The 15,927-nt window shown below is 43.8% G+C and carries 12 protein-coding genes; 4 read left to right on the top strand and 8 right to left on the bottom strand.

Annotated features, from left to right (window positions below; all coding sequences use genetic code 11):
* The first annotated feature begins 174 nt into the window (after window positions 1-174).
* Window positions 175-1,206, top strand: a complete 1,032-nt coding sequence (locus tag R7Z77_RS16875; RefSeq protein WP_318136772.1) for an IS630 family transposase — start codon at window positions 175-177, stop codon at window positions 1,204-1,206.
* Window positions 1,207-1,317: 111 nt separating this feature from the next.
* Window positions 1,318-6,141, top strand: a complete 4,824-nt coding sequence (locus R7Z77_RS16870) for a Calx-beta domain-containing protein (RefSeq protein WP_318136771.1) — start codon at window positions 1,318-1,320, stop codon at window positions 6,139-6,141.
* Between the two features lie 53 nt (window positions 6,142-6,194).
* Here R7Z77_RS16870 and R7Z77_RS16865 read toward each other — a convergent pair whose 3' ends face one another.
* Both R7Z77_RS16865 and R7Z77_RS16860 read right to left on the bottom strand, forming a co-directional pair.
* Window positions 6,195-7,388 carry a class I SAM-dependent methyltransferase gene (locus tag R7Z77_RS16865; RefSeq protein WP_318136770.1) on the bottom strand — a complete coding sequence of 398 codons (1,194 nt, stop codon included), beginning with the start codon at window positions 7,386-7,388 and terminating at the stop codon, window positions 6,195-6,197.
* A 160-nt stretch (window positions 7,389-7,548) separates the two neighbouring features.
* Complete coding sequence (locus tag R7Z77_RS16860; protein ID WP_318136769.1) at window positions 7,549-8,952, bottom strand: methyl-accepting chemotaxis protein; 1,404 nt, start codon at window positions 8,950-8,952, stop codon at window positions 7,549-7,551.
* 90 nt (window positions 8,953-9,042) lie between these two features.
* On the opposite strand from R7Z77_RS16860, the gene yccX reads away from it, so the two are divergent.
* Window positions 9,043-9,315 carry an acylphosphatase gene (gene yccX / locus R7Z77_RS16855; RefSeq protein ID WP_017634611.1) on the top strand — a complete coding sequence of 91 codons (273 nt, stop codon included), beginning with the start codon at window positions 9,043-9,045 and terminating at the stop codon, window positions 9,313-9,315.
* Window positions 9,316-9,317: 2 nt separating this feature from the next.
* Here the strand turns inward: yccX and R7Z77_RS16850 are convergent, their stop codons facing one another.
* Entirely contained in the window at window positions 9,318-9,647 is a 330-nt protein-coding gene (locus R7Z77_RS16850; RefSeq protein ID WP_318136768.1) for a TusE/DsrC/DsvC family sulfur relay protein, read from the bottom strand.
* A gap of 408 nt (window positions 9,648-10,055) precedes the next feature.
* On the opposite strand from R7Z77_RS16850, the gene R7Z77_RS16845 reads away from it, so the two are divergent.
* Window positions 10,056-10,430: a chromosome partitioning protein ParB gene (locus R7Z77_RS16845; RefSeq protein WP_318136767.1), complete on the top strand. Its 375-nt coding sequence runs from the start codon at window positions 10,056-10,058 to the stop codon at window positions 10,428-10,430.
* 76 nt (window positions 10,431-10,506) lie between these two features.
* Here R7Z77_RS16845 and R7Z77_RS16840 read toward each other — a convergent pair whose 3' ends face one another.
* From R7Z77_RS16840 to R7Z77_RS16820, 5 genes are all read right to left on the bottom strand, one after another.
* Window positions 10,507-11,169 (bottom strand): Bax inhibitor-1/YccA family protein, encoded by a 663-nt coding sequence (locus tag R7Z77_RS16840; RefSeq protein ID WP_025766607.1) that lies wholly within the window; start codon window positions 11,167-11,169, stop codon window positions 10,507-10,509.
* A 249-nt stretch (window positions 11,170-11,418) separates the two neighbouring features.
* Window positions 11,419-12,168: an amino acid ABC transporter ATP-binding protein gene (locus R7Z77_RS16835; protein ID WP_005377400.1), complete on the bottom strand. Its 750-nt coding sequence runs from the start codon at window positions 12,166-12,168 to the stop codon at window positions 11,419-11,421.
* Between the two features lie 23 nt (window positions 12,169-12,191).
* Complete coding sequence (locus R7Z77_RS16830) at window positions 12,192-13,289, bottom strand: amino acid ABC transporter permease (RefSeq protein WP_017821868.1); 1,098 nt, start codon at window positions 13,287-13,289, stop codon at window positions 12,192-12,194.
* Between the two features lies 1 nt (window position 13,290).
* Window positions 13,291-14,496, bottom strand: a complete 1,206-nt coding sequence (locus tag R7Z77_RS16825; protein WP_005377402.1) for an amino acid ABC transporter permease — start codon at window positions 14,494-14,496, stop codon at window positions 13,291-13,293.
* A gap of 218 nt (window positions 14,497-14,714) precedes the next feature.
* Window positions 14,715-15,743 carry an amino acid ABC transporter substrate-binding protein gene (locus R7Z77_RS16820; protein ID WP_005377403.1) on the bottom strand — a complete coding sequence of 343 codons (1,029 nt, stop codon included), beginning with the start codon at window positions 15,741-15,743 and terminating at the stop codon, window positions 14,715-14,717.
* Between the last annotated feature and the right edge of the window lie 184 nt (window positions 15,744-15,927).

Below are 15,927 nucleotides of genomic sequence, written 5' to 3'. Positions count from 1 at the left end.
AGCGTACCACTTTCAGCAGTTGGCTTCCTCTTCTACACCTTTCCATGAATGTCGCACTTATTATCTGAAATCGGGAGCATCAAATTGCTGTTATTGCACTATATATTCGGGCAATATACCCGTGATCATTGAAGATGCTTGATTTTCTATGAAATCAGGAGCATTCTACGCACCATGAAAATAATACTGACTCCCCAACAGAAACTACAACTCGAAGAGATGCACGATTCCACTCGTGATGGTCGAGTGCGTGACCGCATCAAAGCGGTTTTACTTGCGTCTGAAGGTTGGAGTCAGGCGATGATTTCTCAAGCTCTTCGCATTCACGAATCGACCGTTGCACGTCACCTCAGCGACTACGTGCTTTCTGAAAAACTGAAGCCTGAAAATGGTGGAAGCCAAAGCAAGCTTTCTGCTACTCAAACCGTGCAGCTAATCGAGCATTTGACAGGCAAGACCTATTCTCATACGTATCAAATTATCGCCTACGTTAAAGAGACATTTGGACTTGAATATACGGTCTCTGGTATGAATAAGTGGCTTCACCACAATGGCTTTAGCTACAAACAACCGAAAGGCGTTCCACACAAGTTTGATGAGGCAAAACAGCAAGCATTCATAGAGGCTTATGAAGCGCTAAAGGCAAGCTGTGGCAAGGATGAATCGATAGTCTTTATCGACGCTGTTCACCCAACCTTATCAACAAAAATATCTCATGGCTGGATACGGACTGGTCAAGATAAAGTGGTTGAAACAACGGGTAATCGTAGCCAATTGAACATTATTGGCGCACTGAACCTGTCGGATATTGGAGCCACTCTCGTTCAGGATTACGAAAGCATTAACAGTGAAAGTATTGTTCGCTTTTTCTGTAAGTTAAGAGAGGGTTATCCGTTAGCTCATAAGCTTCACATCATCTTAGATGGTGCGGGATATCACCGCAGTGACTTAGTCAAAGATGCGGCGTTTATCCTAAATATCGAACTTCATTATCTTCCACCTTACAGTCCAAACCTCAACCCAATAGAGCGGTTATGGAAAGTAATGAATGAGAAGTCGAGGAACAATGTTTACTTCAAAAGTAAACGGGACTTCAAGGCGGCAATAGAGCGTTTTTTTGCTGTGATTCTTCCAGAGATCGCAGGCTCTTTGGCATCTCGAATAAATGATAATTTTCAGGTGCTCAAGCCCGCATCTTCAAGTTGATTGGGTATAAATCCTCTTGGAATAAAACGAAAAATTCATATTTTGTCTAAACTATAGACGTGTTTAGTGCAGTAACAAGCCTTTAATTAAACTAATACAAGGATGAAGAGCATGGATCGAGTAGCGTTAAGTTCATTGATGAGCAATGTCGTGGTTATAGGGCTTGATGGGAACCTGAGAAGTCTTGAAAGTGGTCAGCTACCTCAGCCTGGTGAATTAATTATTGAGGAAGTTTCTGATACATCAGAATTAATTGTACAACAGGTAACACCGCAAGGTAGTTCAATTAACGTTACTGATGATGTCACTGCGCTAATCGAGGCTATCGCTAGTGGAGAAGACCCGGCTGCTCTTGGTGAGGATTTTGAGCCAGCTGCAGGTGAGGAAAGTGGTTCTAGCCCCCAAAATACTGGTGCAATAGATCGTACTGGCGCTGAATTGTTGGCTAGTACGAATTTTGAGACCGTCGGTATTGATGGAATCGGACTATCTACAACTCAAGCACTATCTTTGTTGGATCTTTTCAGAGTAATTAATGGCCCTGTACCACCGACTATCTTAGTTCAAGAAATATCTAGTCCGACTATCAACGAAGGTGACCAAGTTGTATTCGATATTACTCTAAGTCAAACAACTGAAGACAATACTGATGTCATTCTTTCTCTCCTTGATGGAACCGCAACAGGCGGCTCAGCTGACGATAACGGGAGTGACTACGTCAATGAGCGTGTCCTCATAACATTTTCTGATGGTACAACAGAAGAAGTTTCAGTCGGTGAAAGCGGAACCTTTACCATTTCGATCCCACCGGGTGAAAGTGACTTTACGGTCTCTATAGACTCTATTGACGACCCTATATTTGAAGGCCCAGAAACGTTTACGCTCTCTGGCACGACAGAAGAACAGAGCACACCTGTTACTGGGACTGCCACTATTTTAGATGATGGTAGTGGACCTGGCTCAAATCCTGATGATGATCGCCCAGTGGTAACGATGAGTGATGCAGGTACGGTTAATGAGGGTGAGACAGCGAACTTCAAAGTGACGCTATCGAACGCGTCTGAAGCGGAAACGCAAGTGGAATTGGGTCTTAATCTTGGCGATACCGAAGTTGGAGATTTGGGCACCCTAGAATACAACACGGGAAGTGGTTGGGTTGCAGTGCCAAACGATGGCGTAGTAACGGTGCCAGCAGGGCAAACTGAGTTTGATGTGCGTATCGCTTCCATTGATGATGCGGTGTACGAAGGCCCTGAAGATTTCAGTGTGACGGTGACTGGCATTGGCGCCGTGCAAGGCAGCGATATGGGAACGGCAACGATAGTGGACGACGGCACGGGTCCGGGCCCTGATCCGGATGATGACCGTCCAAGCGTGACTATTACCGATGCTGGCACCATTAATGAGGGTGATACGGCGAACTTCAAAGTGACGCTATCGAACGCGTCTGAAGCGGAAACGCAAGTAGAGTTGGGTCTTAATCTCGGCGATACCGAAGTCGGTGACTTAGGCACCCTAGAATACAACACCGGGAGCGGTTGGGTGGCAGTGCCAAACGATGGCATTGTGACCGTTTCTGCTGGGCAAACTGAGTTTGATGTGCGTATTGCTTCCATTGATGACGCCGTTTATGAAGGTCCTGAAGATTTCAGTGTGACGGTGACTGGCATTGGTGCAGTGCAAGGCAGCGATACCGGTACGGCAACGATTATTGATAATGATGCTCCTCCTTCTATTTCAAATGTTGTGAATGCAGTTGTTTCGGAAGAAGGTTTAGCTAATGGTATCCCTGATAATACAGGATCACCTTCAGACACCACTAACTCCGCAAGTTTCTCAGGAACATTCACAGTTGCCGATCCAGACACGGCGAATGTTTCAGTGGTATTGGCAGGCCCTAACAACCTAACATCAGGAGGGGAGCCTATATCGTGGACGTGGGACAACAGTACTCAAACGCTGACTGCGAAAACTGCTCACCTGAGCGTTGTTGCTACTGTTATGCTGAGCGAGCCTTCAGCTTCAGGTCAAGGCTCTTGGGACTATACTATTACTCTGTTTGAGCCACTTGATCATCCTGTTAATGATGTGGAAGACATCATCAACTTTGATTTACAGATTTCTGTAAGTGATGGACAAACAACAACATCTCAAAGCTTAAATGTGGCCGTTGAAGATGATTGCCCATACGTGCCTGTTGTTGTTCAACCCGTCGATGTGTCGCTTACTGGTGCACCTAACGTTCTTACAGGGCGCATAGATTTTGCAGGAAGTGAGACAGACGCAACCAGTCGAACATTTGGGGACGTTGTTGTGACTGCAAACGGTTTTGTGTCTGACGAATCTGTGATGCTGGGAACAGCTGAAATCAATCAATCATCAGAAGGGATTGGCGTTAAAAGTTCTGGTAACAACGGCTTCCAATTAGAAAACGAAGTCGATTATCGATTCGCGGGTAATGAGGGTGTATCAGAGCAGTTAATCATAGACTTAGGCAATAAAGTTGCTTACGGAGCAGAAATAGAATTTGAGAAAATGTTTGGTGGTGAACTTGAGAAAGGAATCGCATCTTTTTATAGAGATGGTGTATTAATTGCTCAGCAATCGTTCAACTCTGACGCAAGCAGTGGTGATTACGCGGCAAATTTCAATGTTCAACAGGGAGGCTTTGATAAAATCATCCTCGAGGCGACCAGTAATGGCAATGGCCCGGATACTGAAGACAACAGTGACTTTACCGTTAAATCAATAACCTTTACAGGTGCGTACTCTGGCGTGCCAATTGCTAGTGCGGATGGGAACCTCGGTGCTGTATATGGAGCTGATGGCCCTGGTTCTATAGTCTTAAATGGAGGTGAGGCTGGTTTAGAGACTCTAGATGGTAAAGACGTGTTGATATACGTCGATCCACAAAACTCTAATAGACTGATTGCAGAGGCTGATGGAGAGCTTGCATTCGAAGTTCAACTTACACCTAGCACTGGAAAATGGGAGTTCTTCCAATACTTACCTTTGACCTCACCTTATGGCGATGGGGATATCGATTTTAACTACACGATTATTGATAATGATGGAGACAGTAAAACGGGGTACTTTTCTGTCAACCCTTACGCCCCACCAATCGTAGAAGGTGTAACTCTAAACGTTTCTGAGGAAGGCTTAAGCAACGCCATTGCTGATGACTCTGCTCTAAACGGCTTTGATGACACAACTGACTCGAGTACTGATGTAGAACAATTGACGCTGGGTCAAACCGTTGATTCTGTTACGCTCAGTGAACCATCTACAGCTCTTACTAGTAACGGTATCTCTGTAACGTGGACGTTATCAAATAACGACCAAATGCTTATCGGTTCAGCGAACGGTGAAGAGGTTATCAAAATATCAGTCAATGATACTGGAGTGGTATCTACGGAGCTTCTTGGTCCGATTGATCACTCCAACCCATCTGGAGAAGACACCTTAAATATTGAGGTGCCTGTGCTTGTCTCGAATGCTCGTGGTCTTACTAACTCCACAACGGTCAACGTTATTGTGGAAGATGACTCACCAGATTCTGCATCTATTATTCACGATGTAGTTGCAGAAACTAAAGAAAGTGCCAACGTTCAGCTCATAATGGATGTCTCGGGTTCTATGCGAACGGATAATCGCTTGCAGATAATGAAAGATTCGGCAACTCAGTTATTGAATCAATATGAGTCTATCGGTCAAACGCGAGTTCAAATTATTACTTATAGCAGTACAGCATCCACTTACGCTATAGGTGCTGCGACGTGGCTGACGGTCGAGGAGGCCAAAGCGTATATTGAGAATCTAAATGCGGGTGGCATGACTAACTATAACAACGCGCTAAATGAAGCAAAACAGTCATGGGATGATGTAGGTAAGTTAACCAGTGCGTCGAATGTTAGTTACTTCTTGTCAGATGGTCAGCCATACCCTGCGTCATCATTTATAAACGACGCTCGCGAGCAGAGTTGGATTGATCACCTAACCGATCCTGATAATCAGATAACAGCCCTAGCGTATGGTATGGGCGTTTATCTTATGCCGGAGCAATTAGATCGCGTAGCATATGATGGCTTTTTGAATCAAGACCTTGATGGTGTTGTGGTTCCTGACGTAACTCAATTACCTCCGGTTATGTTGCAGTCAGTGATTCAACCTGTTGGGGGGAACTTGATGTATACCACTTCTCCAGATACAGGTATTGGTGCAGATGGTGGTTATATTAGCGAAATAGAACATGACGGTGTCACTTATTCGTTTGATGGTTCAGACCTAATAGTAACTGACAATAACGATGGTATTTCGCATGCATTTGACGACACAACGATGCAGCTTACTATCTATATCGACAGCAAACATACTCTGGAAATCGACTTAAACGATGGTGCGTATGCATTTTATGGTGCGGTGGGTGATACAGTTGAAACGTTAGACTTCGATTATGTATTGACGGATAACGATGGTGATCAAAGTGAGAACACCCTGCAATTCGTTATTGATGAAAACGGAGGAGTAAATGCTTCAAGTAATGGCTCTGCAAATATTATTGAAGCTGAAGTGGACGTAAGTCATGACATCTTGATCGGCAATGATAACGAGGCAGATGTCTTTAAATGGGTCAACGACTCCTTGGATACAGGAACAGATCTAATTAGAGGTTTTGAGAGAGATTTGGACACCTTAGATCTGAGTGAAGTCGTTGAAGATGCAGGGCACAATACGATAGAAGAACTTCTCAATAGTATTGACTTGAACATTGATGGCGATGACTTATCTCTAGAAATAACCCATAACGATGGAAACTCAATTCAAACTATCGTAATAGAAAACAGGGCGACAGAGTTTAGTGATTTAATCGTGGGAAATGCGGACTTTGAGAGTGATGTGTTATCCGCACTAACTAAGGTTAACTTAGAGCCATAATGAAAAAGGGCCAGTAGGCCCTTTTCTTCTGCTTTGTCTTACTTATTCGTAGCCTAAAGCACTTTACATGCAAAACCTTTTAAGTAGAAACCTTCTGGATATGCTGTATCGGTTGGGTGGTCAGCGGCTTGTTCAAAACGCTCCACAAACTTTACTTGGCGGTTAGCGTCTACGGCTGCATCAGCGATGATTTTCTGGAACAGAACTTGATCCATCAAGCCAGAGCACGAGTAGGTCAGTAGCGTGCCGCCCGGTTTTAGAATTTGCATTGCAAGCATGTTGATGTCTTTGTAACCACGACATGCGCCGTTTAGTTGTGCTTTGCTCTCTGCGAACTTCGGTGGGTCCATAATAACCACATCGAACTGAGTTCCTTGATCACGATACTCACGAAGTAGCTTAAACACGTCTGCATTTAGGAACACGGCACGCTTCTTCGAAATATCAAACTCGTTTAGCTCTGCGTTGAATTTTGCGGTATCTAAAGCAGGTTGCGACACGTCAGCGTTAATCACACGCTTTGCATCACCTTTTAGAGCGTAAAGTCCGAAGCCACCTGTGTAAGAGAAGCAGTTAAGAACTTCTTTGCCTTTCATATATTTCATCGCTTGCTGGCGACTATCACGTTGATCTAGGTAGAAACCTGTTTTGTGTCCGCCAACGATATCTACACTAATCTTTAAGCCATTTTCTTCGATGACGACCGATTTAGGTGGCTCTTCGCCGTGCAAAACGCCCGTGCTCTCTTTTAAACCTTCTTTTTTACGAACGGCCACGTCAGAGCGCTCGTACACATTACAATCAGGGAAGCTCTCAACCAGAGCGTCAACAATAGCCTGCTTATTGTGTTCTGCGCCAGCACTGAGAAGTTGGCACACAAAGAAATTTTGGTAACGATCGATCGTAACGCCAGGTAAGCCGTCAGACTCTGCTGCGATAAGGCGATAACCCGTAAGGCCATCACGTTTGATAATGTCTTCACGAAGAAGTTGTGCGTCTTTAAGTCGTTTAACGAAAAACGCGGTGTCGATTTCTTCTTTATCAAAACTCCAAATACGAGCACGAATTTGTGAAGCTGGCGAATATGCCGCCTTAGCTAGCCATTTACCGTCGTGAGTGAATACATCAACCGTTTCGCCAAGAGCAGGTTCGCCCTCAACTTTGTTGATGCCTCGAGAGAAGATCCAAGGGTGCTTGCGCTTGACCGATTTCTCACGACCTTTAACCAAATAGATAGCAGCTGTCATTTCATTAGCTCTTGTTGAATTTTGAAAGGGGCGTATTGTCCGGGATGTAAATGGTAAAAGCAATATCCCTCGGCAATCCAGTACATTGTAGTGACTTTTAAATACAAAAAAGGTCACTAAAGTGACCCTTTTATTGAATTTGCTGTAATAGATTCCGTTGCTATGCTTTAAGTCCAGTAAGTAGTGCTTCCATTGTGTCGCTTTGCTTACGCAGTTGATCAACGTTTTGTGAAGTCGTGCTTATCATATTGCACACGTTATCTGCTTGAACTCGAATTTCTTCAACGCTTGAGGCGATATTGTCCGCGACTACACTTTGCTCTTCAGCTGCTGTTGCAATTTGAATGCTACTGTCGGAGATAGTTTGATTTTTATCTGCCAAAGAGCCGATTTCGTGATTCACTTCCGTCATGAGGTTTTGTCCCTCATTTGCATTATTAACTGTCACTTCCATCAGCTTAGTAAGCGACTGGCTGTTACGCTGTAACGATTCAATCATCGTTTGGATTTCAACTGTCGCTTGCTGAGTGCGTCCCGCAAGAGCGCGAACCTCATCCGCAACGACCGCAAATCCACGACCTTGTTCTCCAGCACGTGCTGCTTCAATGGCTGCGTTCAATGCAAGTAGGTTAGTTTGCTCGGAAATCCCATTAATGGTTGTCACGACTTCATCAATTTGTGCGGCATTAGCATCTAACTCCGCTACTGCTTGAGACGCAGATTGAATCTCATTAGAGAGGTTCGAAATCGAGTGAAGCGTATTCTCAACTTTCACTTGTCCAGACTGAGCCACGTTACGTGCATCATCGGTTTGCGTGCTTGAATCGTGAGCTAGTGTCGCGACTTCTCGAATCGTTGATGCCATCTGTTCAGTTGCACTCGCAAGAGAGTTGAGGTGTTCCTGCTGAGTCGCTGAAATATCTGAACTGTGATGAATCGATTGATTCAGGTCTGAGCTAATTTGTTGCATTAACGCCACAGACTCTTGAATCGACAGCACCATTTGTTGCTCTCGTTCTGCAACTTTGTCTATCGTAATAGCAATTTCACTAAACTCGTCGCGAACAGGGAAGAAGTTCATTCTCGCAGTTAAGTCGCCACCAGCAAGAGTGTTTAATGCTTTGTTCATCGTGAACATCGCGCCGCCAATAAACGTCATGATGTAGTAAACACCAAGAGCGAGAATAAACAAGCTCACACAGATGATGCTCACTTGAGTCGTTGATAGGGCAGTCCATAAAGAAAGTTCATGGTTCGCAACCAAACTGTACGCACCATTTAAAACAGACACGGATTGCGGACCAGAGCCAATAGAAACGGTTTCTGAACCCGCTATGAGGCTTGCTACTTGAGATTGAGAAAGATTGCCTGCCTCTATCAGACCTTTCATAAGCATGAGCTCTTCTTGGTACATACTTGAGATCAGTGTATTAGCCGCGCTATTAAGGACGAGAGTGAGAATGACTAAAGCAAGAAGAGGGAGAACGAAGAGCAAATAGAACTTTTCTTGAATCTTTAAGTGAATGAGGTACTTATCAATCCAGCGGAATGGAATTTCTTTCATAATTATAATAACCGTGCAAAAACCCACTATCCTTAGTGGGGTGAATAGACGAAAAGAATATATCACTCAGTAAAAAGAAGCGGTACAAAGATGAACGTAAAGTGTGAGAGATTTATAGTAAAAGGTCATGTTCAAGGCGTGGGCTTTCGTTACCATACTTCCCATCAAGGATTGAAGCTAGGGTTAACAGGTTATGCGAAGAACCTAAACAATGGTGATGTTGAAGTGATGGCGTGTGGAACAGACGCGCAAATAGTTGCGTTTTCGGAATGGTTACAAGAAGGACCGCGAACGGCAACAGTAGAGCATGTGATGCAGGAGCCTGCGTCGTATAAGCCGTTACGCGGTTTTAAAATTTTATGAATCTACAAGCATTTAGCTGGCTTTGGTAGGCCGGCTAATTTGGTTGCTTGTTTGGCTGGCCCCTTTTTAAACAGCTTGAATAGATACTTACTATTACCTTTTTCTGGGCCGTGCGCTTTTTCCATCGCTTTCACAAGCATACGCACTGCAGGGGAGGTATTAAACTCTTCATAAAAGTCTCGCACAAAATGCACAACTTCCAAATGAGCATCCGTAAGCTCGATGTCTTCTTCTTTTGCTAAAAGCTCAGTCATACCTTCTTCCCATTGAGTATGATCCAATAAGTAGCCTTGAGCATCCGTTTCAATTTCTTTGCCGTTGTAAACGAACATAACGTTTTATCCGTTAAGTAAACATGGATGTTTATAGATTAGCGACAGCCGAGAATGTTCTCAACAAAAGAATCTCGAAGTCGTATCGAGCGAATCAAAAGCGTACAAAATGGTGAGTGTTTTTGACTGAGCTAGGCACTTTGATAGAAATGCTCTTTTATTCAAATAAATAGGAAACTATTCAGTTTGTTAGAAATTTTACGGGGTGAGTACCAACGAAATTGCATGGATATCCAGGCTTATTCATTTTTGTTTTGGTTTTTTCTTGGCTACTTGTCTGATTATGGGATTTTATGGGTGAATGAATAGCTGACAACGTTGTGTTTGTTTTCATAGACCGATATTCTCATTGGATTAATGAAAGCCTGTATTCAGGTTAGAAACAACAATGATGACAAGGAGTTAGTCATGTCGAAACAACGTTACATTGAGATTAATGACAATGTAAAATCCACTTGGTCCATCGAGCGAATTTGGCAACTTGCAGAATCCTTACCTGCAGAAGAAATTGCGATTGCTGATATAAAAGGCCCAAATGAAGTGACTTGGTTTAGTCATGAAGGGCCACAGCCAACCTGCCGTGAAATTGCAAAACATTGCCAACGAATCAACAATGCTGATTTGTCGTATCCGGTAATCTTAACCAGTGACTATCGTGTTTTTGACGGTATGCACCGAATCGCCAAGCAAATCATGTTAGGAGAGGAAACGATTAAAGTGAGACGCTTTAGAGAAAACCCAGAAGCTGACGAAGTTATCGAGTTGGCGGTAGACCAAGCGTAACAAACTGAATTACTTGCAAAGAAAAAGCCCGAAGGAATTACCTTCGGGCTTTTTGATTCTACTTAACGAGAAACGATTAATCGTCGTTCATGATGCCTAGAATGCTTAGTAGGCTGATGAAGATGTTGTAGATTGATACATACAAAGTTACTGTCGCAGAGATGTAGTTTGTTTCACCGCCACGAATAATGCTTTGTGTTGTCATCAGGATCGCCATAGTAGAGAAAATGATAAACAAGCTGCTCAACGCCAAGTGTAAAAGGGTTGATTGAATAAAGAAGCTTGCAATCATGCCCACAACCAGCACAACAAATAGTGATAGCATTAAGCCACCCATCATCGATAGGTCACGTTTCGTTGTTAGTGCGTATGCCGATGCTGCCATGAAAGATAGTGCCGTACCACCGAGTGCGGTTAATACGATATCGCCCATGCCTGCACCTATGTACATGTTTAGAATAGGGCCAACGGTGTAACCTAAGAAGCCAGTAAATAGGAACGTAAACACAAGGCCAAGACTGTTGTTACGGTTTTTCTCTGTTAAGAATAATAGGCCGTAGAAACCAACCAGCATTAGGATGATACCTGGATGTGGAAGGTTAAATGCCATTGCAACGCCAGCAACGACTGCCGACCATAAAAGTGTCATTGAAAGTAGAGCGTAAGTATTACGCAATACTTTGTTCGTTTGTAGAGCACTTTCTTGAGTTGAAGTGCGGGTAAACATTGGACTGTTCATAATCTTCCTCGATAAGAGACTTTCTTTTAAGTACATTTATGGGATTGAAAGTTCAAAAAATCAAGCCCTAACCATACGTAACTTAGATAAAATAATAATAGAAATAAGATGTTATGTATTTGGCAACTTGTAACACAATATTACTGACTAGCATAGCTACATTGATTCTTACACAGATTTTTGAATTTAGTAACAAAAAGCACTGGCTTCATAGAAACCAGTGCTTTTTTATGTCGATTCGGCTAAATCTTAGTGGTGTAAGATTTGCGCTAGGAAATTTTGGGTCCTATCCGATTGAGGATTTTCGAAGAAATCAACAGGGTTGTTTTCTTCGATGATCTCTCCTGCGTCCATGAATATCACGCGATCGGCAACTTCTTTAGCAAAGCCCATTTCATGTGTCACACAAAGCATAGTCATGCCTTCCTCGGCGAGTTCGACCATTACATCCAGTACTTCGCGAACCATTTCCGGGTCGAGTGCAGATGTTGGCTCATCAAAAAGCATGACTTTAGGGTTCATACACAAAGAGCGAGCAATCGCCACACGTTGCTGCTGACCACCAGACAACTGACCGGGATACTTCTCCGCTTGGTCTGGAATTTTTACACGTTCCAGATATTTCATCGCAACTGCTTCTGCCTCATCTTTTGGCATCTTCTTCACCCAGATAGGCGCGAGCGTACAGTTTTCCAGTACGGTTAAATGAGGGAAGAGATTAAAGTGTTGAAAGCACATGCCCACTTCTCGGCGCACTGCTTCAATGTTCTTTAAGTCTTCAGTTAATTCCGTACCAGAGACGTAAATGCTGCCTGCCTGGTGCTCTTCAAGACGGTTAATACAGCGAATCATCGTTGATTTTCCCGACCCAGATGGGCCACAGATAACGATTTTCTCGCCGCGCTTAACGTCGAGGTTAATATTTTTTAGTACGTGAAACTCGCCATACCATTTATTCATGTCCTTCAATTGGATCATGTAATCTTGTTGTTGCGTCATAATACGTCCTTGATCTTGATGAGTTATCGTTTGTGACCGGTATGAAGTTTGTTTTCAAGCCATATCGAATAGCGTGACATGCCAAAACAAAATACCCAAAACACTAACGCGACAAATACATAACTTTCTGTAGCAAAGCCTAACCATTCAGGGTCGGTGTTTGCTGCTTGCCCTATACCGAGTACGTCAAACATACCAATGATGAGTACCAAACTGGTGTCTTTAAACAAACCGATGAAGGTGTTCACGATAGAAGGAATAGTAATCTTTAGCGCCTGTGGCAAGATAATCAGCCCAGTCTTTTTCCAGTAACTTAACCCAAGCGCATCAGCGGCTTCATATTGACCTTTCGGAATGGCTTGTAGACCACCGCGTACCACTTCTGCCATGTAAGCGGAGGCAAACATAACCACACCGATAAGGGCGCGAATCAGTTTATCTGTCTCTGAACCTTCAGACATAAATAATGGAAGCATAACCGAAGCCATGAACAAAACCGTAATCAGCGGAACGCCACGCCAAACTTCAATGTAGACGGTACAAATGCTGCGAATGATCGGCATCTCTGAACGTCTACCAAGCGCAAGCACCACACCAATTGGCAGTGAAACTACGATACCAACTAACGCAATAATGAGCGTAACGAGTAGTCCACCCCATTTGTGTGTATCGACCACTTCTAGTCCAAAGACACCACCGTATAAAAGTCCAGCGATGATGAATGGGTAGATGTTTACGAAGAAAAGCCAAATCCACATCCGTTTCGGTGTCTTCTCATACGCGAGTAAAACAGTAAACATGGCCAATGTGATATAGAAAAGGCGAGGGCGCCATAGTTCGGACTCTGGATAAAAACCATACATGAACTGCTCCCAGCGCACGCTGATAAATACCCAGCAAGCACCATCTCGGCTACAGTCGTCACGCGTTGAGCCAATCCAGTCTGCGTTAATAAACGCCCAATCCACGATATACCATATTGCAGTTACGACAATATACGCAAGAATGACAGTAACAATGGAATTGATAGGGCCATTAAATAGATTTTTCCGCATCCAACCAACGAAGCCTACAGTATTGGCGGGTGGCGGGAGATCCGGTTGAAATTGATGAGTACTCATATTATCTCTCCACCAGCGCGACTTTACGGTTATACAAGTTCATTAATGCAGACGTAATCAGACTTAATGTCAAGTACACGCCCATCGTCATCGCAATGATCTCAATCGCTTGTCCCGTTTGGTTCAGGGTAGTACCAGCAAACACAGAGACAAGATCTGGATAACCAATCGCCATCGCTAACGATGAGTTTTTGGTGAGGTTGAGATATTGACTGGTTAAAGGTGGAATAATAATTCGTAACGCTTGAGGAATGACAACAAGCTTTAAAGTTTTCGAGCGTGGTAAGCCTAGCGACATCGCTGCTTCGGTTTGACCATGGCTAACCGCATTAATACCAGAGCGCACAATCTCAGCAATGAAAGAAGCTGTATAAACACTCAATGCCAAAAGTAGCGCAGCCAATTCAGGAATAATGCTAATACCACCTCGGAAGTTAAACCCTTTTAGTTCAGGATAATTCAGTGAAATTGGCATACCAGCAAGGAAGTACACAACCAATGGAAGGCCAACAACTAAACCCAAAACTATTCTTCCCATTGGGGTTTGTTGCCCAGTGAGACGTTGCTTATTATTCGCCCATACATTAATTAATAAGCTTGCGATTACCCCGAAGATTAACGCGGCAATAACGTAGCTACTGCCAGGTTCCATAGTCGGTGCAGGGAAATATAAGCCACGAACGTTCAGGAAAATAGCTTCACCAAGACTTAAGCTTTGGCGTGGTGAGGGTAATGCTTGAAGAACAGCGAAATACCAGAAGAATATTTGCAGAAGAAGGGGGATATTTCGGAAAGTTTCGATATAAACTGCCGCTAAACGACTAACTAACCAGTTAGAAGAAAGGCGGGCAACCCCCATGGTAAAGCCAATCACAGTAGCCAGAATAATACCTAATACAGAGACTAACGCCGTATTAAGAAGGCCGATGATAAATGTTCTACCGTAAGAGTACGTTTCATCGTATTCAATTAATGTTAACCCAATACCAAACCCGGCTTCTTGATTCAGAAAACCGAAGCCCGTTGCAATACCACGAGCATCTAAGTTATTGAGAGCGTTGTTTACAATCGTGTAAAAGAAAAATACCAGTGCAGCAATGGCAATGATCTGGAAAATAGCAGAACGAAAGGCAGGATTATAAATCAGGCTCTTGCTTCCGCTTGGTTTGGACATCGTACTTGGCGATGCATCTTGTGTCGGTTTCATACAGCGATAACCTCAAACCTTAGTTATAGATATCGGCCTGTATAACGAAGTTTCGTCCTTGCTGGCTAAAGAATAACGCTCTCATGTCTAGCGGCTTACGAACCTTTAAAGCCGTTCCACAAAGCGAGCGCTTTTCGCCATCCAATGAGCGATCCTTACTCATACAGTGAGATATAATCAAGAAAAAGGGCGGCATGAACCGCCCTGATTAACTCTTTCTATCGGATTGGTGGCGCGTACATAAAGCCGCCTGCATTCCATAGCGCATTAACGCCACGAGAGATTTCTAATGGCGAACCAGTACCGACTGTACGTTCGAAGCTTTCACCATAGTTACCAACTTGTTTGATAACCTGGTAGCCCCAATCGTCACGGATACCCAACCCTTTGCCTTTAGGGCCATCAACACCGAGGATACGTTTGATGTTTGGATCTGTTGACTTCAGCATTTCATCCGCATTCTTCGAACTAATACCGTATTCTTCAGCGTTAATCATCGCAGACAATGTCCACTTAGCGATGTTAAACCATTGATCATCGCCTTGACGAACGACTGGACCTAGTGGCTCTTTAGAGATGATTTCTGGAAGAACGGCCGCAGAGGACGGATCTTTCAAATTCAAACGTAGTGCATAAAGGCCAGATTGGTCAGTTGTTAATACGTCACAGCGTCCCGCATCAAAACCTTTCGAAGTTTGCGCCGCTGTGTCGAATACCACTGGTTTGTACGCCATGCCTTGGTTGCGGAAATAATCTGCAAGGTTTAGCTCGGTTGTTGTACCTGATTGAACACATACCGACGCACCATCAAGCTCTTTAGCACTTGATATACCAAGTTCCTTCTTCACCATAAAGCCTTGACCGTCGTAGTAGTTCACACCTACGAAGTTTAGGCCCAGTGCAGTGTCACGGTGGAGAGTCCAGGTCGTGTTACGGGAAAGCACATCAATCTCACCAGATTGAAGCGCAGTGAAACGTTCTTTTGCGGTTAGGGGTACATATTTAACTTTCGTTTTATCCCCAAGAACGGCTGCAGCCAGTGCTTGGCAATATTCTACGTCGATACCTTCCCATTCGCCTTTTGAGTTAGGGTTAGAGAAACCAGGTAGACCGGTACTTACGCCACAAGTAAGAAAGCCTTGTTTTGTGACTTTGTCCAGAGTAGTGTCTGCTGCTTGAGCTGATGTTGCCATCATCGCAGTAGAAGCCGCTACGACGGAAGCAAGAACTGTGAGTTTATTTGCCATTTGTATCCTTCCTGTATGATCCATGTTTAATCAGGAGTGACCTGAAATAACGTGTCTAATTCGTTAGAGTTATCGTCCTACGTGATTGATTTTCGAAGAAACGGCATTCGATAGATCAACCAGTTATAAGCGTAGGAAAGGATCTGTTAATTCTCAAATATATAATTTAAATGAAGTTTTGAGA

The sequence above is a fragment of the Vibrio sp. 1401 genome, from assembly GCF_033340295.1.
This window is presented reverse-complemented; position numbering and strand designations above follow the sequence as displayed.